The 24902-nt window shown below is 63.5% G+C and carries 24 protein-coding genes; 9 read left to right on the plus strand and 15 right to left on the minus strand.

Annotated elements, in window-relative coordinates; genetic code table 11:
• Positions 1–169: 169 nt before the first annotated feature.
• The 6 genes from M1B35_RS01755 to M1B35_RS01780 are packed head-to-tail and all read left to right on the plus strand — an operon-like array spanning position 170 to position 6242.
• Complete coding sequence (locus tag M1B35_RS01755; protein WP_268261064.1) at positions 170–3091, plus strand: monovalent cation/H+ antiporter subunit A; 2922 nt, start codon at positions 170–172, stop codon at positions 3089–3091.
• Positions 3091–3435 carry a Na+/H+ antiporter subunit C gene (locus tag M1B35_RS01760; RefSeq protein ID WP_003202835.1) on the plus strand — a complete coding sequence of 115 codons (345 nt, stop codon included), beginning with the start codon at positions 3091–3093 and terminating at the stop codon, positions 3433–3435. Before M1B35_RS01755 ends, M1B35_RS01760 begins: the two co-directional genes overlap by 1 nt.
• Positions 3432–5117 carry a monovalent cation/H+ antiporter subunit D gene (locus M1B35_RS01765; RefSeq protein WP_268261065.1) on the plus strand — a complete coding sequence of 562 codons (1686 nt, stop codon included), beginning with the start codon at positions 3432–3434 and terminating at the stop codon, positions 5115–5117. The genes M1B35_RS01760 and M1B35_RS01765 overlap by 4 nt, the downstream gene beginning before the upstream one ends.
• Positions 5114–5602, plus strand: a complete 489-nt coding sequence (locus M1B35_RS01770; protein WP_268261066.1) for a Na+/H+ antiporter subunit E — start codon at positions 5114–5116, stop codon at positions 5600–5602. The genes M1B35_RS01765 and M1B35_RS01770 overlap by 4 nt, the downstream gene beginning before the upstream one ends.
• Positions 5599–5877 (plus strand): K+/H+ antiporter subunit F, encoded by a 279-nt coding sequence (locus M1B35_RS01775; protein ID WP_123332107.1) that lies wholly within the window; start codon positions 5599–5601, stop codon positions 5875–5877. Before M1B35_RS01770 ends, M1B35_RS01775 begins: the two co-directional genes overlap by 4 nt.
• The gene (locus M1B35_RS01780) at positions 5874–6242 is read left to right on the plus strand and encodes a Na+/H+ antiporter subunit G (RefSeq protein ID WP_268261067.1); all 369 of its coding nucleotides are present in this window, start codon (positions 5874–5876) and stop codon (positions 6240–6242) included. The genes M1B35_RS01775 and M1B35_RS01780 overlap by 4 nt, the downstream gene beginning before the upstream one ends.
• A gap of 54 nt (positions 6243–6296) precedes the next feature.
• Here M1B35_RS01780 and M1B35_RS01785 read toward each other — a convergent pair whose 3' ends face one another.
• The 4 genes from M1B35_RS01785 to M1B35_RS01800 all read right to left on the minus strand — a co-directional run bounded on the left by M1B35_RS01785 (position 6297) and on the right by M1B35_RS01800 (position 8586).
• Entirely contained in the window at positions 6297–6734 is a 438-nt protein-coding gene (locus M1B35_RS01785; RefSeq protein WP_123332103.1) for a DUF3995 domain-containing protein, read from the minus strand.
• 43 nt (positions 6735–6777) lie between these two features.
• Positions 6778–7791 carry an ABC transporter substrate-binding protein gene (locus tag M1B35_RS01790; protein ID WP_123332100.1) on the minus strand — a complete coding sequence of 338 codons (1014 nt, stop codon included), beginning with the start codon at positions 7789–7791 and terminating at the stop codon, positions 6778–6780.
• Between the two features lie 121 nt (positions 7792–7912).
• Positions 7913–8110 carry a hypothetical protein gene (locus M1B35_RS01795; protein WP_268261086.1) on the minus strand — a complete coding sequence of 66 codons (198 nt, stop codon included), beginning with the start codon at positions 8108–8110 and terminating at the stop codon, positions 7913–7915.
• A 5-nt stretch (positions 8111–8115) separates the two neighbouring features.
• Positions 8116–8586, minus strand: coding sequence for a hypothetical protein (locus tag M1B35_RS01800; protein ID WP_268261068.1), 471 nt, complete (start codon positions 8584–8586; stop codon positions 8116–8118).
• A 656-nt stretch (positions 8587–9242) separates the two neighbouring features.
• Between M1B35_RS01800 and M1B35_RS01805 the strand changes: the two genes are divergently transcribed.
• The 3 genes from M1B35_RS01805 (at position 9243) to M1B35_RS01815 (ending at position 10269) form a co-directional block, all read left to right on the plus strand.
• The gene (locus tag M1B35_RS01805; RefSeq protein WP_123332096.1) at positions 9243–9473 is read left to right on the plus strand and encodes a hypothetical protein; all 231 of its coding nucleotides are present in this window, start codon (positions 9243–9245) and stop codon (positions 9471–9473) included.
• A 67-nt stretch (positions 9474–9540) separates the two neighbouring features.
• Positions 9541–9918, plus strand: coding sequence for a hypothetical protein (locus tag M1B35_RS01810; RefSeq protein ID WP_185039211.1), 378 nt, complete (start codon positions 9541–9543; stop codon positions 9916–9918).
• Positions 9919–10029: 111 nt separating this feature from the next.
• On the plus strand, positions 10030–10269 hold the full coding sequence (locus M1B35_RS01815; protein WP_123332094.1) for a DUF2789 domain-containing protein: 240 nt from the start codon (positions 10030–10032) through the stop codon (positions 10267–10269).
• Positions 10270–10353: 84 nt separating this feature from the next.
• Here M1B35_RS01815 and M1B35_RS01820 read toward each other — a convergent pair whose 3' ends face one another.
• The 11 genes from M1B35_RS01820 to M1B35_RS01870 all read right to left on the minus strand — a co-directional run bounded on the left by M1B35_RS01820 (position 10354) and on the right by M1B35_RS01870 (position 24833).
• The gene (locus M1B35_RS01820; protein ID WP_268261069.1) at positions 10354–11958 is read right to left on the minus strand and encodes a methyl-accepting chemotaxis protein; all 1605 of its coding nucleotides are present in this window, start codon (positions 11956–11958) and stop codon (positions 10354–10356) included.
• 226 nt (positions 11959–12184) lie between these two features.
• Positions 12185–12589, minus strand: a complete 405-nt coding sequence (locus M1B35_RS01825; RefSeq protein WP_123332090.1) for a TraR/DksA family transcriptional regulator — start codon at positions 12587–12589, stop codon at positions 12185–12187.
• 427 nt (positions 12590–13016) lie between these two features.
• A complete protein-coding gene (locus M1B35_RS01830) occupies positions 13017–14039 on the minus strand; it encodes an ABC transporter permease (protein ID WP_123332087.1) in 1023 nt (340 codons plus the stop codon).
• A gap of 70 nt (positions 14040–14109) precedes the next feature.
• Positions 14110–15675, minus strand: coding sequence for a sugar ABC transporter ATP-binding protein (locus M1B35_RS01835; protein WP_268261070.1), 1566 nt, complete (start codon positions 15673–15675; stop codon positions 14110–14112).
• 84 nt (positions 15676–15759) lie between these two features.
• Positions 15760–16686 (minus strand): sugar ABC transporter substrate-binding protein, encoded by a 927-nt coding sequence (locus M1B35_RS01840; protein ID WP_268261071.1) that lies wholly within the window; start codon positions 16684–16686, stop codon positions 15760–15762.
• A gap of 383 nt (positions 16687–17069) precedes the next feature.
• Positions 17070–18122 carry a Gfo/Idh/MocA family protein gene (locus M1B35_RS01845; RefSeq protein WP_268261072.1) on the minus strand — a complete coding sequence of 351 codons (1053 nt, stop codon included), beginning with the start codon at positions 18120–18122 and terminating at the stop codon, positions 17070–17072.
• 250 nt (positions 18123–18372) lie between these two features.
• Positions 18373–19233, minus strand: a complete 861-nt coding sequence (locus M1B35_RS01850) for a sugar phosphate isomerase/epimerase family protein (protein WP_268261073.1) — start codon at positions 19231–19233, stop codon at positions 18373–18375.
• Positions 19234–19360: 127 nt separating this feature from the next.
• Positions 19361–20371 (minus strand): bifunctional inositol 2-dehydrogenase/D-chiro-inositol 1-dehydrogenase, encoded by a 1011-nt coding sequence (gene iolG, locus M1B35_RS01855; RefSeq protein WP_123332077.1) that lies wholly within the window; start codon positions 20369–20371, stop codon positions 19361–19363.
• A 34-nt stretch (positions 20372–20405) separates the two neighbouring features.
• The gene (gene iolD, locus M1B35_RS01860; protein WP_268261074.1) at positions 20406–22343 is read right to left on the minus strand and encodes a 3D-(3,5/4)-trihydroxycyclohexane-1,2-dione acylhydrolase (decyclizing); all 1938 of its coding nucleotides are present in this window, start codon (positions 22341–22343) and stop codon (positions 20406–20408) included.
• Between the two features lie 132 nt (positions 22344–22475).
• Entirely contained in the window at positions 22476–23297 is an 822-nt protein-coding gene (locus M1B35_RS01865; protein WP_268261075.1) for a TIM barrel protein, read from the minus strand.
• 36 nt (positions 23298–23333) lie between these two features.
• The gene (locus tag M1B35_RS01870) at positions 23334–24833 is read right to left on the minus strand and encodes a CoA-acylating methylmalonate-semialdehyde dehydrogenase (RefSeq protein ID WP_123332071.1); all 1500 of its coding nucleotides are present in this window, start codon (positions 24831–24833) and stop codon (positions 23334–23336) included.
• Positions 24834–24902 lie beyond the last annotated feature (69 nt).

Raw genomic sequence — 24902 nt, forward strand, 5'->3', positions numbered from 1 at the left:
GTCCTTGCAAAGGGCGAATGGCGGGTTTTTTACCGGGCGCGAGGGGGCGTTGTCTCCTACTTTGAAAGCGTATGTAACATTCTTTGTAGGATTCTGGCACAGCTTGGCGGTTGGTGATCCGGGGTCCGGCACGTATTATTCCTCACTATTTTCCGCAGATTAGAAGCCTATGTCCCTGATAGTTCTACTGCTTCTGCCTTTCATTGGCAGCTGTCTGGCGGCCCTTTTGCCGCATAACGCGCGTAACAGCGAATCCTTGCTGGCCGGCCTGGTCGCCCTGGTGGGCACCATTCAAGTGGCCCTGCTGTACCCGCAAATCGCCGACGGTGGGGTCATTCGTGAAGAGTTCGCCTGGCTGCCCAGCCTGGGGCTGAACTTTGTCCTGCGCCTGGACGGCTTTGCCTGGCTGTTCTCGATCCTGGTCCTGGGCATCGGCACTCTGGTGTCGCTGTACGCCCGCTACTACATGTCGCCGCAAGACCCGGTGCCGCGTTTCTTCGCCTTTTTCCTGGCCTTTATGGGGGCCATGCTCGGCCTGGTGCTGTCCGGCAACCTGATCCAGATCGTGTTCTTCTGGGAACTCACCAGCCTCTTCTCCTTCCTGCTGATCGGCTACTGGCACCACCGCTCCGATGCCCGCCGCGGTGCCTACATGGCGCTGATGGTCACCGGTGCCGGTGGCTTGTGCCTGCTGGCGGGGGTCATGCTGCTCGGCCATGTGGTCGGCAGCTACGACCTGGATCAGGTTCTAGCTGCAGGCGATGCCATCAGGGCCCACGCGCTCTACCCGGTGTTGCTGCCTTTGATCCTGATCGGCGCCTTGAGCAAGAGCGCACAATTCCCCTTCCACTTCTGGCTTCCCCACGCCATGGCCGCACCGACTCCGGTCTCGGCCTACCTGCACTCGGCGACCATGGTCAAGGCCGGTGTATTCCTCCTGGCACGGCTCTGGCCATCGTTGTCCGGCACTGAAGAATGGTTCTGGATCGTCAGCGGCGCCGGGGCCTGCACCCTGTTGCTGGGCGCCTACTGCGCCATGTTCCAGAACGACCTCAAGGGCCTGCTGGCCTATTCCACCATCAGCCACCTGGGCCTGATTACCCTGCTGCTGGGCCTCAACAGCCCGCTGGCGGCGGTGGCCGCGGTGTTCCACATTCTCAACCACGCCACGTTCAAGGCCTCGCTGTTCATGGCCGCCGGGATCATCGACCACGAAAGCGGCAGCCGCGACATCCGCAAGCTCAACGGCCTGATCAAGCTGATGCCCTACACCGCGACCCTGGCCATGGTGGCCAGTGCGTCCATGGCCGGGGTGCCGCTGCTCAACGGTTTCCTGTCCAAGGAAATGTTCTTCGCCGAGACCGTGTTCATCTCTTCCAGCGCCTGGGTGGAAATCGCCCTGCCGGTGATCGCCACCCTGGCCGGCACCTTCAGCGTCGCCTACGCCCTGCGCTTCACCGTCGATGTGTTCTTCGGCGAACCAGCCACCGACCTGCCCCACACGCCCCACGAACCCCCGCGCTGGATGCGCGCGCCGGTGGAACTGCTGGTGTTCGCCTGCCTGCTGGTAGGCATCTTCCCGGCGCAGATCATCGGCCCGCTGCTGGCCGCTGCGGCCCTGCCGGTGGTCGGCGGAACCCTGCCCGAGTACAGCCTGGCCATCTGGCACGGCCTGAATGCGCCCATGATCATGAGCCTGCTGGCCATGTGCGGCGGCATCGTCCTCTACCTCCTGCTGCGCAAGCCCCTGGTGCGCGGCAGCTTCGCCTACCCGCCGGGCGTTGGGCGCTTCAACGGCAAGCGCCTGTTCGAGCGCAGCCTGGTGAGCATGACCCGCCTGGCGCGGCGTGTTGAACGACGCCTGAGCACCCGGCGCCTGCAGACCCAGTTGTTCCTGCTGGTGCTGGTGGCGGTGCTGGGCGGGCTGATCCCCATGCTCTACAGCAACAACCTGAGCTGGGGCGATCGCCCGAAGATCCCGGGTTCGATCGTCTTCGTGACCTTCTGGTTGCTGGCCATTGCCTGCGCCCTGGGCGCCGCCTGGCAAGCCAAGTACCACCGGCTGGCCGCCCTGACCATGGTCAGCGTCTGTGGCTTGATGACCTGCATCACCTTCGTCTGGTTCTCGGCGCCGGACCTGGCCCTGACCCAGTTGGTGGTGGAAGTGGTGACCACGGTGCTGATCCTGCTCGGCCTGCGCTGGCTGCCGCGACGCATCGAAGACGTCTCGCCGCTGCCCAGCAGCCTGGCCAAGGCGCGCATCCGCCGCCTGCGCGACCTGCTGCTGTCGATTGCCGTGGGCCTGGGCATGGCGGTGCTGTCTTACGCCATGCTGACCCGGCCGACGCCCAACGACATCTCCTCGTTCTACCTCAGCCGCGCCCTGCCCGAAGGCGGCGGCACCAACGTGGTCAACGTGACCCTGGTGGACTTCCGCAGCTTCGACACCCTGGGCGAGATCACCGTGCTGGTGGCCGTCGCCCTGGCCGTGTTCGCCCTGCTACGACGCTTCCGCCCACCGAAAGAAAGCATGCAGTTGCCGGCCCAGCAGCGCCTGCTGGCCCCGGACGTGGTCACCGACTTGGTCAACCCGCGCCAGGCCAGCGACACCGCCCTGGGCTTCATGATGGTGCCGGCGGTGCTGGTGCGCCTGCTGCTGCCGATTGCCCTGGTGGTGTCGTTCTACCTGTTCATGCGCGGGCACAACCTGCCGGGCGGCGGTTTCGTCGCCGGGCTGGTGATGTCGGTGGCCTTTATCCTCCAGTACATGGTGGCCGGCACCCAGTGGGTCGAGGCCCAGATGAGCCTGCGGCCGCTGCGCTGGATGGGCACCGGTCTGCTGTTCGCCACCCTGACCGGGCTCGGCTCGCTGGTGCTCGGCTACCCGTTCCTGACCACCCACACCCTGCACGTCGATTTGCCGCTGTTCGGTGATATCCACATCGCCAGCGCGCTGTTCTTCGACATCGGCGTGTACGCCGTGGTGGTGGGCGCGACCTTGTTGATCCTCACCGCCCTGGCGCACCAGTCGGTGCGGGCCCACAAACCCGTGACCCCGTCCAAATCCCTTATCAAGACAGGAGCCGCCTGATGGAAGAAGTCATCGCAATCGCCATTGGGGTACTGGCGGCCTCCGGCGTCTGGCTGGTGCTGCGCCCGCGGACCTTCCAGGTGGTGATGGGCCTGTGCCTGCTGTCCTACGGGGTCAACCTGTTCATTTTCAGCATGGGCAGCCTGTTTATCGGCAAGGAGCCGATCATCAAGGACGGCGTTCCCCAGGACCTGCTGCACTACACCGACCCCCTGCCCCAGGCCTTGGTGCTCACCGCCATCGTCATCAGCTTCGCCATGACCGCGCTGTTCCTGGTGGTGCTCCTGGCGTCACGGGGCCTGACCGGCACCGACCATGTGGATGGCCGGGAGCCTAAGGAATGATCTTGCTGCCGCACCTGATTGTCGCGCCCATCCTGCTGCCCCTGCTGACGGCCGCGATCATGTTGATGCTCGGGGAGAAACACCGCCCCCTCAAGGCCCGGATCAACCTCTGCTCCAGCCTGCTGGGCCTGGGCTTGTCCATGTACTTGCTGTACTGGACCCAGGCCCAGGGCCTGACCGGTTCCATCGGCGTGTACCTGCCGAGCAACTGGCAGGTGCCGTTTGGCATCGTGCTGGTGGTGGATCGCCTGTCGGCGCTGATGCTGGTGCTGACCGGAATCATCGGCGTCAGCGCCCTGCTGTTCGCCATGGCCCGCTGGGACCGCGCCGGGGCCAGCTTCCATGCGCTGTTCCAGATCCAGTTGATGGGCCTCTACGGGGCCTTCCTCACGGCCGACCTGTTCAACCTGTTCGTGTTCTTCGAAGTGCTGCTGGCGGCCTCCTACGGCCTGATGCTCCACGGTTCGGGCCGCTCCCGGGTGTCCTCGGGCCTGCATTACATCGCCATCAACCTGTTGGCCTCGTCGCTGTTCCTGATCGGCGCAGCGATGATCTACGGCGTGACCGGCACCCTGAACATGGCCGACCTGGCGCAGAAGATCCCCCTGGTCAGCGCCGACGATCGTGGCCTGCTGCACGCCGGGGCGGCGATCCTGGCGGTGGCCTTCCTGGCCAAGGCCGGCATGTGGCCGCTGAACTTCTGGCTGGTGCCGGCCTACTCGTCGGCCAGTGCACCGGTGGCCGCGCTGTTCGCCATCATGACCAAGGTCGGCATCTACACCCTGCTGCGCCTGTCAACCCTGCTGTTCTCCGAGCAGGCCGGCGAGTCGGCGCACTTCGGCGGCCCGTGGCTGGTCTATGGCGGCATGGCGACCATCGTCTGCGCGGCCCTGGCGATCCTCGCCGCCCAGCGCCTGGAGCGCATGGCCAGCCTGAGCATCCTGGTGTCGGCCGGCATCCTGATCGCGGTGATCGGCTTCGCCCAGACCGCCCTGATCGGCGCAGGGCTGTTCTACCTGGTCAGCTCGACCCTGGCCATGAGCGCGCTGTTCCTCCTTGCCGAGCTGATCGAACGCTCGCGCTCGGCCAATGAAATCCCTCTGGAGGATGAAGGCGAAGTCTTGCCGCGCCCCCTGGAATCCCTGCAACCGCAGCGCGGCACCAACCTTGACGACGAGCAGAAGGCCGTGGTCGGCCAGGTGATTCCCTGGACCATGGCGTTTCTCGGCCTGAGCTTTATCGCCTGCGCCCTGTTGATCATCGGCATGCCGCCACTGTCGGGCTTCATCGGCAAGCTCGGCCTGATCAGCGCCCTGCTCAACCCCCTGGGCCTGGGCGTCGAGGGTTCGCCGCCGATTTCGCCGGCGGCCTGGGCCATGCTGGTGCTGCTGATCCTCTCGGGCCTGGCCTCGCTGATCGCCTTCTCGCGCCTGGGCATCCAGCGCTTCTGGACCCCGGAGGAGCGCCCCTCGCCCCTGCTGCGGCGCTATGAGTGCATCCCGATCATCACCCTGCTGGGCCTGTGCCTGCTGCTGACGGTGAAGGCTGATGCGCTGATGCGCTTCACCCAGGCCACCGCCGAGACCCTCGGCCAGCCCCAGCATTACGTGCAGGCCGTGCTCGGCACTCGCGTGGTGCCCAGCCCCGAAGCCCGTGCGGCGCTGGTGGAGGTGCAACCATGAAGCGTCTGTTCCCTGCTCCTTGGCTGTCCCTGGCGCTGTGGCTGCTGTGGCTGGTGCTGAACCTGTCGGTGAGCCCCGGTAACCTGGTGCTGGGGGCCTTGCTGGGCTTTTTCGCACCGTTGCTGATGCGCCCGCTGCGGCCGCTGCCGATCCGTATCCGCCGCCCGGGCACCATCCTGCGCCTGTTCTTCCTAGTGGGGCGTGATGTGCTGGTGTCGAACCTGATCGTGGCCTGGGGCGTGCTCAACAACGGTCGGCGCCCGGTGCGCTCGGCGTTCGTCAAGATTCCCTTGGACCTGCGTGATGCCAACGGCCTGGCGGCCTTGTCGATGATTACCACGGTGGTACCGGGGACGGTGTGGTCGGAGCTGTCCCTGGACCGCAGCATCCTGTTGCTGCACGTCTTCGATCTCGACGACGAGGCCCAATTCATCCAGCACTTCAAGGCGGCCTATGAACGTCCATTGATGGAGATCTTCGAATGAGCGCCCTGCTGTCGAACGCGATTCTGGCGAGCCTGTTCATCTTTTCCATGGCCATGGCCTTGGCCCTGGTGCGGCTGTTCAAAGGCCCCTCGGCCCAGGACCGGGTACTGGCCCTGGACTACCTGTACATCCTGGCCATGCTGATGATGCTGGTGCTGGGCATCCGCTACGCCAGTGACACCTACTTCGAAGCCGCCCTCCTGATTGCCCTGCTGGGCTTCGTCGGCTCCTTCGCCCTGGCCAAATTCCTCCTACGTGGCGAGGTCATCGAATGAACAGCCTCACTGAACTGCCCCTGTGGGTGGAAATCCTGGTGGCGATCCTGCTGCTGCTCAGCAGCCTGTTCGCCTTTATCGGGGCCCTGGGCATGTTGCGCATGAAGGACTACTTCCAGCGCATGCACCCTCCGGCCCTGGCCTCGACCCTGGGCTCCTGGAGCGTGGCACTGGCCTCAATCCTGTACTTTTCGGCGCTCAAGTCCGGGCCGGTGCTGCATGCCTGGCTGATTCCGATCCTGCTGGCCATCACCGTGCCGGTGACCACCCTGCTGCTGGCCCGGGCAGCGTTGTTCCGCAAGCGCATGGCGGGCGACGACGTACCGGCCGAAGTCAGCAGCAAGCGTCAAGAAAGCGGTAATTGAACGGCACGTGCAGGCACCGGCCCACCGCTGCCTGCATCTCACCTGCCTGCGGCTTCAGTTCCAGGCCACCACCAGCAAACCGGCGCCCAGCAGTACGCAGAGCGGCGAGTAGACCAGGGTGTCGAGTCGGGCAAACTTCGAAGCGCTGGGCTGCTTGAAAAACCCCACCCATTCCGAATCGCCAATGGCCCGGGCAAACATCAGCACCGCCAGGGCGCTGATCACCCACTGCAGCCAGCCATGGGACACCGACGGCAGGTACAGGCCCACCCGCAGGCACACCAGCATGGCGCAGAGCAGCAAGCCCAAGGCCACCAGCAAGGTGATCAGCCCCGAGGGCTGAAACGCCGGCTGCAGTTCGCCGGGCAGTTGCCCCGGCACCTGAGGCACCACGGCGTCACTGCCCAAGGTGCCGCCGGCCGCCCAGTAGAGATGAATCAGGCTGATCGACAAGAAGGTGACGGCAATCCATCGCGCTATCAAAAAACTCATGTCGGAACGTCCCTGGCTAAAGGTCGGTGAAGGCTAGCAGCGTCTAGAGGCCGGCGCTGACTTTACGTGCGACCTCTTCCGGCACCCAGGCCTGCCAGATGTCCGGGTGCTCACGCAGAAACGCCAGGGCCGCTTCACGGGGCGCCGTGTGGTTTTCGCTCATGCTCGCCAGGGCCTTGTTCAGGGGGTCGATGGGCAAGTCCACCTTGCTGAAGAACGCCACCAACTGCGGGTAGTCGCGGTGGAACGGCGCGGACACGCCAATGGACAGCTTCGAGGCCAGGGAGCGGGTAGGCCGTGGTGCGGGGTTGTCGGCGTCGGTCAGGGTCTTCCAGGCCTCGGCATCGAACGGCGGCTCTTCCAGCTGGATCAGCTTGAAGCGCCCCAGCAACGGCGTGGGCGACCAGTAATAGAACAACACCGGCTTGCCGCGCCGAATCGACGAGGTGATTTCCGCGTCCAGGGCCGCGCCGGAACCGCTGCGAAAGTTCACAAAGCTGTCTTCCAGGCCATAGGCACGCAGCTTCTGTTTGTTCACCACTTCCGAGGTCCAGCCGATGGGGCTGTTGAGAAAGCGCCCCTTGTCCGGGCTTTCCGGGTCCTTGAACACGTCTTTGTAGCGCGCCAGGTCGCTGACGCTGCGCAAGTCCGGCGCCAGGGGCTTGAGGCCCCTGGCCGGGTCGCCCTTGATCACGTACTCCGGCACCCACCATCCCTCGGTCGCGCCCTTGACCGTGTCGCCCAGGGCCAGCACCTTGCCCTCGGCGGCGGCCTTGACCCACACCGGGCTGCGCCCTGCCCACTCCTCGCCGATCACCTGGATATCGTTGTTGGCCAGGGCGGTTTCCAGGGTGATGGTGGTGCCGGGCAGCGTGTCGGTGGGCAGGTCGTAACCGCGCTCGACGATAACCCGCAGGATATCGGTGATCAGGCTGCCGCTTTCCCAGTTGAGGTCGGCGAAATGAATCGGCGCCGGCGCGGCCTGGGCCGGCATTGCCGACAGCCCTCCGGCACAGGCAACCCAGGTACCCAGGAGTAAGGCTCGTAGTCCTTTCATGCGTTGACACCCCGTGCGTGACGCAACATTGGCAGGCGGGGCATCGAGCACGACAGCGCCGGCCCCTGACTACTTGAGTCACTGACTGTAGTCGAGGTTCCAACGGGTCAGGCGCCGGGGCTTATTTTTCCGCGAGGTCCTGCAGGCGCTGCAATTCGCGGCGCACCATGCTGGCGAACTCCGCCGGGCGCAAGCTGTAGATCTGCGCACCGACCCAGGCCAGCCACGCGCCCTGCATCGACGCCTTGCAGGCAAACAGGCGCTGGGCTTCTTCTTGGGCGCGCAACAGGTGTTGCTGATGAAACTCGGCGCGGCTCAGGCTGTTCACTCGCTGGCCTTGAAGCTCACCAGCTCGCCCTTGCGCCACTTGGCGGCCTTGGCGGTCACGGCCTTGAGGGTCTTGCTCAGGCCTTCCTGCAACTGCTCGTTGGCGGCGAACACCAACACCACGCTGTGACCTTCCTTGAACACAATCCCCTTCCCCTGGGGGCTGCTGACAAAGGCGTAGTCGCCCAGGCCGTAGACGGTCAGCTTGATCTCGCGGAACTTGATCTCCATTTTGCCGCCTTCACGGCTGGGCAAGACCGCCGCGCGGAAATGATCGCCGACCTTGAGCTCAAGGCGCGGCTTGTCGTCCACCACCATGGCTTCGGCGGTGTCGATCTCGGCAATGTAGATGCCTTCAGCGGATTGTTCGGTAACGTAGACAAAACGAGATTGAAACTGCTTGACCAGTTTTGCGCGCAAATCACCCAGGACAAACAGGGCATGCATTTCAAGATTACTTACTGCCAAGGAAAAGTCCCCGAAACTGAAAAAATCGCCTTCCGCGAATAAAAACGGACGGCACAAAAAACCGCCAAAGCGGCGTAATCACCCCAATGAAGCCATCCTGAAATCTTGACGTGAACCCGGCATACCCTCGGCATCGGTCCTGAAAACCGCGCAGGCTGTGCCTGAGGTTTTCAACCTGGATCAATCACCGAAGGGGTCGGCTCTGGTAGCCGAAAGACAATCAATACCCGGAATCCGGGCACTTACGGGACCTGTTGTTTAACCCTTCACTGCTCGGTCAAACATGCCGGCCCCACCATCAGCCTGTGGCTGCAAGGGCAATTCTAGAGCAACTGCGCCCTTTGCGACCATGCGCAGCGGTGGAAATATATCGCCCCGCCCTTCAACCGTCCTGAGGCCATCCCGTTACCTGGCCCAAGCCGTCAATGGGCTGGAGGCCGATTCTAACCATTGGCTTGGGTTCGTGAATATAAGACAAGTTCGCTTTGTCCGGTAATAGAACACTCTGAATGCCAATAGAAACATCTGTCGACGGCCGCGCAATGACTTAACTCAGCCGCCATGGTGTAACAACTGCCATACTCCCCCGTTCAATGAAAACCAGCCGACATGGCCGGGCTTCGTACCCATGAAGATCTCCAAGGGAAGGCTAGCAAGTGACGGAATTAGATATAGGCGAGTTTTTTATCCGTGGCGAGTCCAGAGAAGTCCAGGGTGAATTCCAGGCGGTCATCGCCATGCGCGCCAAGCCCCCGCTGACCACGGTCACCTATCACCAGGTTGAACGGGACCGCTGGTTCAAGACCCCGGAAGAAGCCGCCATCGCCGCCCGGGCCTCGGCCAAGGCCCTGAAGCTGGCGGTCGACCAGGGCGCCTTGAACTCCTGATCACCCCGCAGCCATCAAGGACCGGGCTGCCCGACCGATACAAAGGCGAGTGCCATTTGAGAGCATCATGATGATTAACTTGAATCCCCTGGCTCGCCTGTCCCTTCTGCAACCGGTTGCCGACAGCACGGCGTCCAAGGAAAGCGCAGCCACCTCGACGGATCTGAGCCTGGGCCTGCGCAGCAACAGCGGCGTCAGCGTCGACGCCACCCTGGAAGCCAAGCGCAAACGCGTCAGGCAACTGAAAAAACAAGTCCAGCAATTGCAGCAGAAACTGCAACGGGCCAACGCCCGCCTGGCCTCGGCCAACAGCGCAGTTTCCGGCTCGGCCACCGGGCGTTCGCTGATGCTGTCTGCCGCCCGGGCCCAGGTCCTGGCCGCCAGCAATGCCCTGTCCATGGTGCAGACGGCGCTGTTCCAGGCCGAGGCCGCCGCCTCGTCCTGACCCAAACCTGATCGGCAGACTCGATCGAACTCTGGCGCCGCCGGTGCCTCAGATACAGGGTGGCACCGGCCACGCTCCGCAATCGCGGAGCTCACCTGCAAGGAGATCGCCATGGATTCGCCGACGCATGACCTCAAAGGCCTGTTCGATCAACTGGGGCTGGATTCCGAACCGGCGGCCATCGACCGCTTCATCGCCCAGCACTCGCCCTTGCCCGAAGGCCTGAAGCTGATCGAAGCACCGTTCTGGAGCGCCCAGCAAGCCGCCTTCCTCAAGGAGCAACTGCGCGAAGACGCCGACTGGGCGCGGGTGGTGGACGAACTCAACCTGCGCCTGCACCAGGCCGATTAAGCACCCGCCCCACCCGAGGCCCGGCCCGCAGGGCTTCCCCAGGCCCTGCCCTCTATCCTTGATGACCTGGCCGAGCAGCGCGACCTAGCGGGCGCGTTCCGGCTTGTAGCCCAGGCGCAGACCACCCCAATGCTGGCCCTTGACCATGATCGGCACCGACAGGTCATGCATCAGTTCGCCGGTGTCACGGGTGTAGGTCTGCAGCAACAACGGCTGCTGATGGCTGCCACAGCGAATGCCGGTGCGATCCTCGAACTTGCGCTTGGTGCGATTGTGCAAGGCGTCGTGCTGGGCATCGCCGGTCAGGGGTTGACTGAACGCCTGGTTGTGGGTCGGCACGTAGCCCTGGGGGGTACAGGCAATGGCGAACACCAGGCCATCATGGCGCGGCAGCAGGGACTCCTGGATCGCCGGCAGCACCTGGTCGGTGTAGCGGTCGAAGCGCGTCTGGTACTTGGCCGGCGTGGTGTTGGGGATCAACTGGTAATGGCGGTCGAACAGGTCCTCGGTGCTGATGCGATTCTGTGCCAGATCGGTCTCGAACTGCTCGGCAATCCGCCGTGCGCCCTCCCGGGCCAAGTCATAGATACGCTGGTGATAGTCATCCAGCCCCACCGCCGCCAGACGCTCGCTGATGGTCTCGGCCTGCCCCTCCATCTGCACCGCAGCCTCGGCCAGGCTGCGGGTCTGCTGGTCACTGACCGCCAGGTCGCTGCGCATCTGCTCCACGGCGTGGAACAGGCTGTCCAGTTGCTCACGGTTGGTGTCGGCGCCCCGGGCGATCTCGCTGACCTGCTCTTCAACCCCGGCCGCCAGGCGGGCGATGGTGTCCAGGCTTTGTCCGGTGTGCTCCACCTGCTCCAGGCCGCTGTTGAGGTCCGCCGACAGCTGGCGGATCTGCTCCACCACCTGAGCGGTGCGCTGCTGGATGTCGGCGACCATCACCCCAACCTCGTCGGTGGCCGTAGCGGTGCGCCCGGCCAGGCCGCGCACTTCGTCGGCCACCACGGCAAAGCCACGCCCGTGCTCCCCGGCCCGGGCCGCCTCGATGGCGGCGTTCAGGGCCAGCAGGTTGGTCTGGCTGGCAATGGACTGAATCACCAACGTCACCCGCTGGATTTCTTCACTGCGCTGGCTCAAGGCCTCGATCAGCTCGCGGCTGTTGTTGGCGCGCTGGCTGAGCTGGTGCATACGGCTGATGGACTCGGCCAGAACGCTACGCCCTTCGGCGCTGCTGCTGTGGGCTTCACTGGCAGCGCCCAGGGCCTGGCGGCTGAGTTGGGAAGTGGCCTGTTCAGTCTTGATCATCACTTCGGCGCTGCCGACGATGCGCGCGGCGGCGTCCAGCTGGGACTGCAGCTTGCCCGCCAGTTGCTTGACCGAATAGGCCACGCCTGCGGCGGACAGGGCGTTGTGGGTGGTGCTGTAGGACAGGTCGCGGGTCAGCGCGGCAATCTCACTGCCTTCGCTCGACGCACTGACCGGTACCACGGCGCGACTGCGCAAACGTGGCAACCAGATAATCAACACCCCCAGGGGCAGGCACAGGTACAACGGCCATTGGCCCAGGGCCAGGCCGCACAACACCCCAACCTGGGCGATGCTCTGCAGGGTCGGCGCCCACCAGCGAGCCTTGGCGGCCTGGGTAGAGGGCAATTGGGCAAGCGGTAGAGATCCGTCTCTGTTCATGTTCAACACCCCGCACTGTTTTAATTGTTTGCAGGCATTAAACGCCACTACAAGGCCATTATCTATGGGCCATTGGTAGGAGACGGGCAGTGGGAAGCGGCAAATGGCGAGCGGTCAGTTAAAGCGGGGGGGTGCAGGCGGGATAGATCAGTCAGGCATCGGCTTCAGGGCCGCGCGGTGCGGCCCCTCTTGCAGCTTGCAGCTTGAAGCGCTCAGCTGCTCGTCTTCACGCCTGCCGTTGGTGCTTGTCGATCTGCTCGTGGCGCTCTTGGGCTTCGATGCAGTATTTGGTGGTCGGGCTGATCAGCAGGCGCTTCAGGCCGATGGCCTCGCCGCTGTCGTCGCACCAGCCAAAGCTGTCATCGCTGATGCGGCCCAGGGCCTGCTCCAGTTGCGGCAGCATGCGCTGGTCGCGATCAATGGCGTTGACCAACCAGGTGCGCTCTTCTTCGACGGAAGCGGCGTCGGCCGGGTCAGCCGGGGTGTCCAGGCTTTCAATGGCGATCCGGTTCTGTTCGATGCGCTCGTGGGTTTCCACCTTCATGGCTTGCAACAGCTCGCTGAAAAAAGCGTGTTGCTCGGCATTCATGTAGTCATCCGCCGGCATGGCCAGCAACTTATCCTTTGTCATTGATTTCTCTATAAAAAATACGTGCGTTAAGGCGAATTCAAGCTGTTTCCGATTGGCCCGTCAGGCCAGCGGAAAGGCGCCATTCCTTCCAAGCGCCACCCGGCACTCAATTTACGAGGGGCGGCAGTCTAAGGCCGGTTTGAGGGCGCAGCAACTGAAATGACAGCGAATCTGTCCGACAAAGCCGACAAAGCCCGCAAATGCGGGCTTTGGTGGTGCTTATCGGAGTGTGGTTATAACAAAAAATTCCATAGCAGTGGGTCTATTAGAAGACAAACGGCAGTGTCAGAGGGCGGATAACCGCTCAAATCCATTCATTTGCAGGAGCCGGCTTGCCGACGATGGCTGCCTGGGGGGCGCTATCGCCGGCAAGCCAGCACCTACACCAATCAGCCCCTACATAAGAACGGCTACGGGGACCTCAAGATTAGCGTTTGAGTTTGCGTTTGTTGCGGTATTGGTCGATGACCACCGCCACCACAATGATCAGGCCCTTGATGATGTCCTGGATGTAGGCGTCCACCCCGACAAAGGTGAAGCCGCTGGCCATGACGCCGAGGATCAGCGCGCCGATCACCGTGCCGGTGATGCGCCCCACCCCGCCCGCCAGGCTGGTGCCGCCGATGACCGCCGCAGCAATCGCGTCCAGCTCATACGACATGCCCATCCCCGCCTGCCCGGTAGCGGCCCGTGCCGACGCCACCACCCCGGCCAGCCCGGCCAGCAGGCCGGCGATGCTGTAGACAATCACCAGGTGACGCTTGACGTTGATCCCCGAGGTCCGCGCCGCCTGCATGTTGCCGCCGATGGCGTAGGTGTACTTGCCGTACTTGGTGTAGCGCAGGGCAATGTGGAAGATCACCGCCACCACCAGGAAGATGATCACCGGCATGGCCCCGTGGCCGATGGCCGTGTAGGAATCCGAGAGCATGCTCACCGGCTGGCCTTCGGTGTAGTAGCGAGCCAGGCCGCGGGCCGAAACCATCATGCCCAGGGTGGCAATAAAGGGTGGGATGCCGGTGATGGCGATGATGCTGCCGTTGATCGCCCCCGCCAGCAGGCCCACGCCCAGCCCCGCCACCACCGGTATCCACACCGGCAAGTCGGTCAGGGACGGAAACACCGCCCGGGCAAAGTCCGAGGTCTGGGCCAGGCTGGCGGCAATCATCGCCGACAGCGCCAGCACCGAGCCCGAGGACAGGTCGATGCCCGTGGTGATGATCACCTGGGTCACGCCGATGGCCAGCAGGCCGATGATCGACACCTGCAGGATCATCAGCACCAGGCGCTGGGAGTTCATCAGGAAGCTCTGGTCACGAACGATCCAACCGAACAGCTCGAAGACCAGGCCGATGCCGATCAGGACCAGGAAAATACTCAGCTCGGTGGGAAAGCGCCGACGTGTTCTAGCGGGCGCCGCGGCAGGTTTGTTTTCAGACATCACGTTCATAACCACTCACCTTTGTTATTGCCTGGCCGCGGCGAAGCACTGCGCCGTCGGCCGCCATCGATTGAAAAATTCAGTGCACCGCCGACATTCCTGACGCCAGCTGCATCACCCGTTCCTGGGTCGCCTCACTGCGGTCGAGGGTGCCCATCAGTTCACCTTCGTGCATGACCATGACCCGGTCGCTCATGCCCAACACCTCGGGCAGCTCCGAGGAAATCATGATCACCGCCATGCCCTCGCTGGCGAGGAAGGAGATCAAGCGGTAGATCTCGACCTTGGCACCAACGTCGATGCCCCGGGTCGGCTCGTCGAGAATCAGGATCCGTGGGTTGGTCATCAGCCAGCGCGCCAACAGGGCCTTCTGCTGATTGCCGCCGGACAGGGTGTCGATGCATTGCTCCAGGGACGGGGTCTTGACCCGTAGCTTCTTGCACATGTCCTCGCACAGGGCGCGCAAAGCCTTCTGCTGGACAAAGCCACCGCCGGCGTAATGGGGCAGCACCGCCACCTCCATGTTTTCCAGGACCGACAGGCACGGGAACAGCCCGCTGAGCTTGCGATCCTCGGTCAGCAGGGCAAAGCCCTTCTCAATCGCCATGTGCGGGTCGCTGATGCGCAGGGCCTGGCCGTCGAGGCGAATTTCCCCGGCGTCGCTGGGGGTGATGCCGAACAGGGTTTCCGCGACATTGGTCCGGCCCGAGCCCATCAGCCCGGCGATGCCAAGGATTTCTCCGGCATGCAGGTCGAAGGACACGCCGTCGAACACCCCGTCCAGGCGCAGGTCGCGCACCGACAGCAGCAGTTCGCCGATGGGCTTCTCGCGCTCCGGGAACAGCTGGCTCAGCTCGCGGCCGACCATCATCGAAATCAGGCTGTCGCCGTCCATGCTGTCGGCCCGTTGCAGGCCGATGTAGGCGCCGTCGCGGAACACTGCCACTTCATCGGCGATGGCGAACACTTCGTTCATTTTGTGGGTGATATAGATGATGCCCTTACCCTGGGCCTTGAGGTCGGCAATGATCGAGAACAGGTGCGCCACCTCCTTGTCGGTGATGGCCGAGGTCGGCTCGTCCATGATCAGCACGTCGGAGTCATAGGACACCGCCTTGGCGATCTCCACCATCTGCCGCTCGGCGATGCTCAGGTTGCCCACCAGTTCCTCGGGGTCGAGGTTGATGCGCAGGCGTTCCAGCAACTGCGCAGTGCAACGGTGCATGGCGCGGTGATCGATCATGTGCAGGCCATTGAGCTGCTCACGGCCGATCCAGATGTTCTCGGCGATGCTCATGTGCGGCATCAGGTTGAGTTCCTGGTGGATCATGGCGATGCCCGATTGCAGGGCCGCTAGGGGCGTCTCGAACACCACCGGCCGTCCCTTGAGGCGCAACTCGCCAGCGTCCGGCTGGTAGATGCCGGCAATGATTTTCATCAGGGTGGACTTGCCGGCGCCGTTCTCGCCCATCAGCGCCAGCACCGTTCCCGGGCGCACCCGCAACTGCACATCGGACAAGGCGACAACGCCGGGAAAGCCCTTGCTGACGTTGATGACTTCCAGCAGATACGGTTCTTCAATCGACGTGGCGGCGGGCTGGATACCCGCCAGCGGGGTGCTCGAAGCAGTCGCGGAAGCGAACATGATCAGGTACTCCATCGGCAAGGCTGCCCGGGGCCGCCTTGCCACTTATTGTTGTTATGGAACAGCTCTGGAAAGTGAGCAGCGTTACTTGAACTGATCGACGTTTTCCGGGGTGATCAGACGATACGGAACCCACACCGCCGACTCCACCGGCTCATGCTTGATCATCTTCACCGCGGTATCGATGGAACCGTCCGCCTGGCCCTTGGCATCCTGGAACACCGAGACCGCCAGGTCGCCCTTCTTCACTGCACGCAAGCCATCCGGGGTGCCGTCGACACCGGCGATCAGCACACTGCCCTTCTCGACCCCGGCCTGCTTCAGCGCCATGGAGGCGCCGATGGCCATTTCATCGTTGTTGGACACCACCGCGTCGAACTTGCGGCCCTGGGTCAGCCAGTCGTTGACCAGGGTCATGCCCTTGTCGCGGGACCAGATGCCGGTTTGTTCCTGATCGACCTTGATGCCCGGATATTGGGTCAGGACGTCCTTGACCCCTTTGGTGCGGTTGGTGGTGGAGTTGTTCGCCAGGTCACCCAGCAGGATCACGATGTCGCCCTTGCCGCCCATCTTTTCGGCCAGGTACTGCATCTGCATTTTCCCGGCTTCCAGGTCGTTGGAGGCCACGGTGACCACGCCCTTGGGCAGGTTCTGGTCATCCGGGCGGCGGTTGACGTACACCAGGGGGATGCCGGCCTTCACCGCGGCTTCGGTAATTTTCTTGGTGGCGGCAGTGTCCACCGGGTTGACCACGATCGCGTCGACTTTCTGGCTGATGAAGTTCTCGACCTGGCTCAATTGCTTGACCACATCGCTGCGGGCGTCTTCGAACTGCAGCTTGACGCCATCGGGCAGGGACTTGGCTTTCTGGTCCATCGACTCGCGCAGATAGGTCAGCCAGGTGTCATCGAACTGCGACATGCTCACGCCAATCTTGATGTCGGCGAGCGCGGCGCCACTGGCCAGCATCATCGACAGCGCAAGCGAGGCAAAACGGATCTTGGTGTTCATAAAAGGTCTTTCTCCACATTCTTGTAGGTTTTATGGATAAAGCGCAGAAAAAACTCAGAGCGGCAGATGCACGATGGGGGCACCGGGTACGCAGCACACCAGTGAACCGTTGCGCTCTTCGCACAGGAAGCCGAGGCAAGTCAGGAGGACGGCAGAACGGCTGGCCCGAGGCAAAACGGCGGCCGGCGCGTGAGGATGGCGAAACAATGAACGTACAGCCTGTACAACAGATTTGAAGGTTTTCATCGACGGTACCTGTTTGTTTTTGTTGGTCGGCCCGCACCGGTCTCAAGGCGTGCTTGAGGGGTTTGGAACCTAGCTAGTCGGCAACCTGGAAATGACTTTATTAGAAAATAATTTCTATATCAACTCATTTTAGAATTTTATTCTAAATCTGTTTTTCCCTCGGAAAACGTCGTCATCGATACCACCCGAGACTGCTGCGCACTCAAGCGCGCGGCGTCTAGCACCTGGGTGGTGGCCAACGCGTCGGCGGCCGGGACCGGCAGCGCACCCTGGCCTTCCAGGGCCTGTTGCAGCTGCTGATAGAACTGCTGCCAGGCACCTCGCTCCGAAGTTACGCGCTCGCGCTCATCCCCCTGTTCGAACCAGCCCCAGCGCCGATGCTCCTCCACGCCCCAGCGTTCGCCCTCGGTTTTCGGCGAGCGACCCGCCACCAACGCCTGCTCCTGGCCGTCGAGGCCGTCGACCGTATAACAACCGGCGGAGCCGCTGACCCGAAAACGCGGGGCCTGGCTGTTTTGCAGGCAACTGCCCCATAAATGCGAAACCACGCCGTTGGCGTGGGTCAGGGAAACAAAAAAGCCGTGGTCAACCACGGCTTCTTCAGGGGTGTACTGCAGCTCGGCATAGACCCGAGCCACCGGCCCGAATAACTGCAGGGCCTGGTCCACCAGATGGCTGCCCAGGTCCCGCAGGAACCCACCGCCACTGGCATTGCCCACGGATTGCGGGGCATAACGCTCGACCCGCGACTCGTAGCGGGTGATCCGGCCCAGCGCGCCGCTGTCGATGAGTTTGCGCAAGGTCAGGAAGTCCGAATCCCAGCGCCGGTTCATATAGACGCTGAGCGGCACCCGGCGCGCAGCGGCAGCCTGGATCATTCCCTCGGCCTGGGCCGCATCGGCGGCGAAGGGTTTGTCGCTGACCACGGCGATGCCCCGTTCAATGGCTTCCAGCGACCAGGGCCGGGCGCCGTCCAGGGGCGTGGAAATCACCAGGGCATCGACCCCTGCCTCCGCCAACTGGCCCATGCTGTCGAACGCCCTCACCCCCGGGTGATCCGCCGCCAACAACCGCCGGCGTTCTGCGGAGCGAGTCACCACCCCCACAAAACTCGCACCGGCCAGACTGGCAATCAGTGGCGCATGAAAATGACGACCGCCATGGCCGTAACCCACCAAACCTATACGCATAGAGCCTCCATCCATTCATTCCCCACCATCGCCCACCTCGCGCCAACCCTCGTAGGAGCTGGCTTGCCAGCGAAAGCGTCCTCAAGGCATTCACACCCTCCACAGGCCCCTTCGCCGGCAAGCCGGCTCCTACACAAAGATTCCCACGCCATCCCATGTAGGAGCTGGCTTGCCAGCGAAGGCGTCCTCAAGGCATTCACACCCTCCACAGGCCCCTTCGCCGGCAAGCCGGCTCCTACACAGCAAACCGCTAGCGGCACAATTCGCTTTTGATCCGTTCCAGCATCATCAGGTTGGACTGATCCGGGCGGTCTTCCCAGGCGAACACCGACACCGTGGCGATGCCGTCGAACTGGATCTCGCGCAGGGTGCCGAAGAACGCGTCCCAATCCACCTCACCCTGACCGATGTCCAGGTGCTGGTGCACGGTGGCGGTGACGCCCGGTGGGTTGACGATGTAGCGCAGGTTGGACGACGCCCGGTGGTTGTAGGTGTCGGCGATGATCAAGTGGCTGAGTTTGGAGCCCGCGTACTTGAGCATCGAGGCAATGTCGCCTTTGCCGTCGTCGTAGAAGAAGGTGTGGGGCGCGGCGTAGAGGTAGTTGATCCAGTCGCGATCCAGACCGCGAATGATGTCCACCGACTCGTTGTTGCGCTCGCAGAAATCATAGGGGTGGGCCTGGATATCCAGCTTGATGCCTTCGCGTTCGAACTCGGGTATCAGCTCGTCCATGGAACGCATGAACTGGTTTTCACACACCAGCGGGTTATCCGACTGGCCGGTGAACTCGGTGTTGACCAGCTCACAATCCATCTCCACAGCGATCTGGATCGCCCGCTTCCAGTTGCGCACCGCCGCTACCCGCAAGCCTTCATCGGCGCTGGCCCAGTGGTACATCGGCAACAGGGACGAGAGCTGCACGCCGCTGTCGCTCAGGGCCTTGCGAAATTCCTTGATCCGCGCCCGGTCGACCCGGGGCGCCTTGTAGAACGGCATGAAGTCTTCACGGGGCGACAGCTCGATGTAGTCGTAGCCCAGCTCGGCGGCCTTATCGGTCATCTTGCCCAGGGGCAGATGGCGGTACATGTAGGGGTCTAATGCAATACGCACAGTGACAGCCTCCCAAATTAACAATCGTGCCCCTCCGTAGGCGCTGTCTTGCCAGCGAAAACACCTTCAAGACGTGCTTAGCATCCAAAGGCCCCTCGCCGGCGAGCCGGCTCCTACAGAGTGGGGGTTAGCCGTAGAAACGCGGACGGTCTGGCAGGTCGATCTTGACGATCTGGCCGCTGCCCTGTGCTTCGATGCAGGCATCGGCTGCCACGGCGGCGGCAAAGCCGTCCCAGGCCGATGGTCCGCCCACCTGGCCGGCGCGCACGCCGTCGATAAAGGCCTGCAACTCCACGTCATAGGCGGCGATAAAGCGGTCCTTCCAATCCATCAGGATGGCGTTGGACAGCTTGGCTTCGCTGCGCAATTGCACCTGGGACGGCTCCGGCAGCTTGGCGATGCCGCTCTCCCCCACCACTTCACACTGGATGTCGTAGCCGTACTGGCAGTTGACGAACACCTCGACGTCAATGCGCGTGCCACGGGCGGTTTCCAGCAGCACGATCTGCGGGTCCTTCAAATGAGCGTGGGCCTTGCTGGTCTTGCGCGGGAACACCACTTGCACCGACACGTAGTCGTCAGCCAGCAACCAGCGCAGCACGTCCAGTTCGTGGATCAGGGTGTCGGTGATGGCCATGTCGGTCTTGTAGTTCTCACCCACCCGCGGGTTGCGGTGGGCGCAGTGCAGCATCAGCGGCTCGCCGATCTGCCCGCTGTCGATCACCGCCTTCAAGGCCTGGTAACCCGAATCGTAGGGGCGCATAAAACCCACCTGCACCAGGCGCTTGCCGTGGGCCACTTCGGCGTCGACGATGCGGCGGCAGCCGGCGGCGGTCACCGCCAGGGGTTTTTCACAGAACACCGGCTTGCCCGCGGCAATCGCCGCCAGCACGAATTCCTCGTGGCTCGGGCCCCAGGAGGTGACCAGCACCGCGTCGACGTCCGGCGCCTTGATCAGCGCGTGGCCGTCCGGGTAGACCTCGGCAGTGAGCTTGAGGTCGCTGACCACCTTGGCCGCCGATTCCAGGTTGATGTCGGTGACCGCCACCACCTGGCTGCCCAGCAGGGTCTGGCTGCAACGACGGATGTGATCCTGGCCGATGGCGCCGGTACCGATAACACCAAGTTTCAAAGACATGCAGATACTCCTGTTGTTGTTCGTTGCAGAGCAATCAGTACTGCCGGGCCTTGGCCAGGCGTTCATTAAGGGTCTTGGCTACCGCATCGGTGCGCTCGCTGGTGGACACCTGGGCCACGCCCACCCGCCACCAGGACAGGTACTTGTGGATCATGGTCTTGGGCAGGACCTTGATGTCGATCAGGGTCGAGACCGTCTGGGTCCGGGCATCGGCCAGGGCCGCCAGCAGTTGCTCCTCGGTGCTGACCTTGTAGGTCTTGCAGCCGTAGGCCGCAGCGCTCATGGCGAAGTCAACCGGCACAAAGCCGCCGTCGAGCTTGCCGGTCTCCGGGTTGCGGTAGCGGAACTCGGTGCCGAAGCTGTCCATGCCGTGTTCCATCTGCAGGTTGTTGATGCAGCCGAAGGTCATGTTGTCCAGCAGCACCACGTTGATCTTGCGGCGCTCCTGGATCGAGGTTGCCAGCTCCGAGTGCAGCATCAGGTAGGAGCCGTCGCCCACCAGGGCGTACACCTCGCGATCCGGCTCGGCGAGCTTGACCCCCAGGGCCGCGTTGACCTCGTAGCCCATACACGAATAGCCGTATTCCACGTGGTAGGTGTTGACCCCCTTGCTGCGCCAGCTGCGCTGCAGGTCGCCGGGCAGGCTGCCGGCGGCGGCGACGATGATGCCGTCCTCGGGCAAGGCCTGGTTGAGCACCCCGAGCACCCGGCTCTGGGTCAGGCAGGAGCCGGTCAGCTCGATGAATTCCCGCAGCACCGCCGGGTCCATGTGGTCGTTGATCTCCGGGACAAAACCATCGTCCTGGTACTGCACCTGGTAAACCCGGTCCACCTCGGCCTCCAACTGGGCCTTAGCGTCAGTGATCTGCCCGCCCCAGGCCGCCTGGTAGCCGCTGCGGCCCAGGGTTTCACTCAGGGCCTGCAAGCCGACCTTGGCATCGGCCAGCAACTGCACGCCATCCAGCTTGAGGCCGTCGCAGGGGCTGATATTGAGGTTGAGGAACTCCACCTCGGGGTGCTGGAACAGCCACTTCGAGGACGTGGTGAAGTCGGTGTAGCGAGTGCCGATGCCGATGATCAGATCGGCGTCCTTGGCCAACAGGTTGGCCGCCAGGCAGCCGGTCTCGCCGATCCCGCCGACGTTCAACGGGTGCTCGGAGACCACCGCGCTCTTGCCCGCCTGGGTTTCGGCAAAGGGGATGCCGAAGCGTTCGGCAAAGGCCTGCAACGCCCGGTTGGCCCCGGAATACTTGACCCCGCCGCCACAGATAATCAGCGGTTTGCGCTTGCCCTTGAGCAGCGCCAGAGCATCGCCGAGCATGGCCTCGGTGGCAGGGCGGCGGTCGATGCGATGCACGCGCTTGGCGAGGAAGTAGTCCGGGTAATCGTAGGCTTCGCCCTGCACATCCTGGGGCAATGCCAGGGTCACGGCGCCGGTTTCCGCCGGGTCGGTGAGCACACGCATGGCGTGGATCGCCGCGCTCATCAGTTGCTCGGGGCGGTTGATGCGGTCCCAATATTTGCTCACGGCCTTGAAGGCATCGTTGGTGCTGATGCTCAGGTCATGGAACTGTTCGATCTGTTGCAGCACCGGGTCCGGCTGGCGGCTGGCGTAAACGTCCCCAGGCAGCAACAGCAAGGGAATACGGTTGGCGGTGGCGGTGGCCGCCGCGGTCAGCATATTGGCCGCGCCGGGGCCCACCGAAGAGCTGCAGGCGTAGATCTTGCGCCGCAGGTGCTGCTTGGCGAAACCGATGGCAGCGTGGGCCATGCCCTGCTCGTTGCGGCCCTGGTGCACCACCAGGTCGCCACTATCCTGCTCCAGGGCCTGGCCCAGGCCGAGCACGTTGCCGTGGCCGAAAATGGTGAAGACCCCAGCGATGAACTTGCTCTGGACCCCATCCACCTCGACGTATTGGTTATCGAGGAATTTCACCAGGGCCTGGGCCATGGTCAAGCGTGTCGTACTCATGGTTTGCACCTTATTCATGATGTGAGGCCAACGGACCTGTAGGCGCTGGCTTGCCAGCGAAAGCACCCTCAAGGTTTGCGCCCCATGCAAGGGTCCCTTCGCCGGCAAGCCGGCTCCTACACGAGGGCGGCGTCAAGTCAGGGATTGCTGCAGGTGGGCAATGCTCGCGCCAATCGCCTGCTGGATATCCGCCAGCCCGTGCACACTCTCGGCAAAGGGTTCGAACGACAGGTAGCCGCTGTAGCCACTGCTCAGCAGGGTGTCGATCTGCGCTGCATTGCCGAGGATGTCCGCCTCGCCCACCAGCACCCGATGGCCGTCGCGAATGCTGTTGAGCGGCGCTTCACGGTCCTCGACACCGGAGATGTGCACCAGCCCGGTCAGCTCGGGGAAGAATTCATGCTCGCTGGCCAAGTGGTGGTGGAAGGTGTCGTGCACCAGGCGGAACACGTCCAGGCCGCCGATGGCCCGGATCGCGTCCACCGCCGTACGCTTGCGGCGCAGCGAGCACTCTTCGAAGCCCAGGGGCTCGATAAACCCCAGCAGGCCGTGATCCCGCAGGATCGGCGCCAGCTCGCTCAAAGCGGTGCGCAAACCGCTGATGCGCTGGGCCTCAGTGCGCGGGTCGGCACGGTCATTGAGCGGGCACATCACCAGCCCCTCGGCCCCACAGGCACGGGCATAGGCGGCGAGTTTCAGGGTCTGTTGGCGACGCTCGTCGCTCCACACGTCGAAGGGGTACAGGGCGTTGATCGACAACACCTTGATGCCCTGGGCCGCGCACAATTCGCGGACCCGTTCCGGCGGCGTGCCGTCCTCGATTTCCACGCCCGCAAGGTCGTTGCGGATCTCAATGGCATCGGCCTTCAGCGTCACCGCCAGGTCGATAAACTCCGGCAGTGACAAACGCGGTGCAACCATACGATTCAGGGCGAAACGCAGGGGCTGGCTCATTCTTGTTGTTCTCCAAAATCCATCGCGTTGAGAAAGTTACTTGGCCGTCGGCATGCTGAATTCCGGGCCCTTGGCGATGCTGTCGGGCCAGCGCTGCATCACGCTCTTGTAGCGGCTGTAGAAGCGCACACCTTCCTCGCCGTAGGCATGGTGGTCGCCGAACAGCGAACGCTTCCAGCCGCCGAAGGAGTGCCAGGCCATGGGCACCGGGATCGGTACGTTGATGCCGACCATGCCCACCTTGATGGTGCGGGCAAAGGCCCGGGCCACGCCGCCATCGCGGGTGAAGCAGGACACGCCATTGCCGAATTCATGGGCGTTGATCAGCTCCACTGCGCTGGCAAAGTCGGGCACCCGCACAATGCCCAGCACCGGCCCGAAGATTTCCTGCTGGTAGATGCTCATCTCGGTGGTGACGTGATCGAACAGGGTGGCGCCGACAAAAAAGCCCTGCTCCGCCCCCGGCACCTTGAAGCCGCGACCGTCCACCAGCAACTCCGCACCCTGGGCCACGCCCTGGTCGATAAAACCTTCAACCTTGGCCTTGTGCTCGGCGGTCACCAGCGGCCCCATGTCGCTGTCGCCCTGCAAGCCGTTGCCAACCTTGAGCTGGTCGATGCGCGGCAGCAGCTTGGCGATCAATTCGTCGGCCACGTCACCCACCGCCACGGCGATGGAGATCGCCATGCAGCGCTCGCCAGCCGAGCCGTAGGCCGCACCGATCAGTGCGTCGGCGGCCTGGTCCAGGTCGGCGTCGGGCATCACGATCATATGGTTCTTGGCCCCACCCAGGGCCTGCACACGCTTGCCTCGGGCGCTGGCCTGCTGGTGGATGTACTCGGCAATCGGCGTCGAACCGACAAAGGAAATCGCCTCGATGTCCGGGTGCTGGAGCAAGCCGTCCACGGCGCTCTTGTCGCCCTGGACCACGTTGAACACCCCTTCGGGCAACCCGGCTTCCGTCAGCAGGCGCGCCATCAGCAGGCTGGCGGACGGGTCGCGCTCGGACGGCTTGAGGATGAAGCAGTTGCCGGTGATCAGGGCAATGGGGATCATCCACAGCGGCACCATCACCGGGAAGTTGAACGGCGTGACCCCGGCGCACACGCCCAGGGGCTGGCGCAGGTTCCAGTTATCGATGCCGCCACCGATGTTGTCGCTGAAATCGGTTTTCAAAAGGTTCGGCGCGCCACAGGCGTACTCGACGATCTCGATGCCGCGGGTCACTTCGCCCATGGCGTCGGACAGCACCTTGCCGTGCTCGCGGGTGATGATCTGCGCCAGTTCCTTGTGGTGCTGGTCCAGCAGTTCCTTGAACTTGAACATCACCCGCGCGCGGCGCAGGGAGGACTGTTCGGACCAGGCCGGGAAGGCCTTCAGCGCCGAGGCCACAGCTTCGTCCACGGTCTTCTGGCTGGCCAGGGCAACACGGGCCTGGACCGCCCCCGTGGCCGGGTTGAACACCTGGCTGAAACGCTCGCCGGCGTCCTGCACCTGGCCGCCGATGTAATGACCTATTACCGGGGTATCGCTCATTGTTCTTGTTCTCCGTGAAAGGTTGCAGTCTCAATTCAGAAATTCAGTTTCCAGCAAGTCAGGGCTTCA

Source organism: Pseudomonas morbosilactucae (assembly GCF_023241665.1).
Classification (GTDB): Bacteria; Pseudomonadota; Gammaproteobacteria; order Pseudomonadales; family Pseudomonadaceae; genus Aquipseudomonas; species Aquipseudomonas morbosilactucae.

What these genes read in the sequence shown, in the direction of transcription:
- M1B35_RS01755 (WP_268261064.1), top strand. Translation starts at nt 170, where the DNA reads ATGTCCCTGATAGTTCTACTGCTTCTGCCTTTCATTGGCAGCTGTCTG.
- M1B35_RS01760 (WP_003202835.1), top strand. Translation starts at nt 3,091, where the DNA reads ATGGAAGAAGTCATCGCAATCGCCATTGGGGTACTGGCGGCCTCCGGC.
- M1B35_RS01765 (WP_268261065.1), top strand. Translation starts at nt 3,432, where the DNA reads ATGATCTTGCTGCCGCACCTGATTGTCGCGCCCATCCTGCTGCCCCTG.
- M1B35_RS01770 (WP_268261066.1), top strand. Translation starts at nt 5,114, where the DNA reads ATGAAGCGTCTGTTCCCTGCTCCTTGGCTGTCCCTGGCGCTGTGGCTG.
- M1B35_RS01775 (WP_123332107.1), top strand. Translation starts at nt 5,599, where the DNA reads ATGAGCGCCCTGCTGTCGAACGCGATTCTGGCGAGCCTGTTCATCTTT.
- M1B35_RS01780 (WP_268261067.1), top strand. Translation starts at nt 5,874, where the DNA reads ATGAACAGCCTCACTGAACTGCCCCTGTGGGTGGAAATCCTGGTGGCG.
- M1B35_RS01785 (WP_123332103.1), bottom strand. Translation starts at nt 6,734, where the DNA reads ATGAGTTTTTTGATAGCGCGATGGATTGCCGTCACCTTCTTGTCGATC.
- M1B35_RS01790 (WP_123332100.1), bottom strand. Translation starts at nt 7,791, where the DNA reads ATGAAAGGACTACGAGCCTTACTCCTGGGTACCTGGGTTGCCTGTGCC.
- M1B35_RS01810 (WP_185039211.1), top strand. Translation starts at nt 9,541, where the DNA reads ATGATGATTAACTTGAATCCCCTGGCTCGCCTGTCCCTTCTGCAACCG.
- M1B35_RS01815 (WP_123332094.1), top strand. Translation starts at nt 10,030, where the DNA reads ATGGATTCGCCGACGCATGACCTCAAAGGCCTGTTCGATCAACTGGGG.
- M1B35_RS01820 (WP_268261069.1), bottom strand. Translation starts at nt 11,958, where the DNA reads ATGAACAGAGACGGATCTCTACCGCTTGCCCAATTGCCCTCTACCCAG.
- M1B35_RS01825 (WP_123332090.1), bottom strand. Translation starts at nt 12,589, where the DNA reads ATGACAAAGGATAAGTTGCTGGCCATGCCGGCGGATGACTACATGAAT.
- M1B35_RS01830 (WP_123332087.1), bottom strand. Translation starts at nt 14,039, where the DNA reads ATGAACGTGATGTCTGAAAACAAACCTGCCGCGGCGCCCGCTAGAACA.
- M1B35_RS01835 (WP_268261070.1), bottom strand. Translation starts at nt 15,675, where the DNA reads ATGTTCGCTTCCGCGACTGCTTCGAGCACCCCGCTGGCGGGTATCCAG.
- M1B35_RS01840 (WP_268261071.1), bottom strand. Translation starts at nt 16,686, where the DNA reads ATGAACACCAAGATCCGTTTTGCCTCGCTTGCGCTGTCGATGATGCTG.
- M1B35_RS01845 (WP_268261072.1), bottom strand. Translation starts at nt 18,122, where the DNA reads ATGCGTATAGGTTTGGTGGGTTACGGCCATGGCGGTCGTCATTTTCAT.
- iolG (WP_123332077.1), bottom strand. Translation starts at nt 20,371, where the DNA reads ATGTCTTTGAAACTTGGTGTTATCGGTACCGGCGCCATCGGCCAGGAT.
- iolD (WP_268261074.1), bottom strand. Translation starts at nt 22,343, where the DNA reads ATGAGTACGACACGCTTGACCATGGCCCAGGCCCTGGTGAAATTCCTC.
- M1B35_RS01865 (WP_268261075.1), bottom strand. Translation starts at nt 23,297, where the DNA reads ATGAGCCAGCCCCTGCGTTTCGCCCTGAATCGTATGGTTGCACCGCGT.
- M1B35_RS01870 (WP_123332071.1), bottom strand. Translation starts at nt 24,833, where the DNA reads ATGAGCGATACCCCGGTAATAGGTCATTACATCGGCGGCCAGGTGCAG.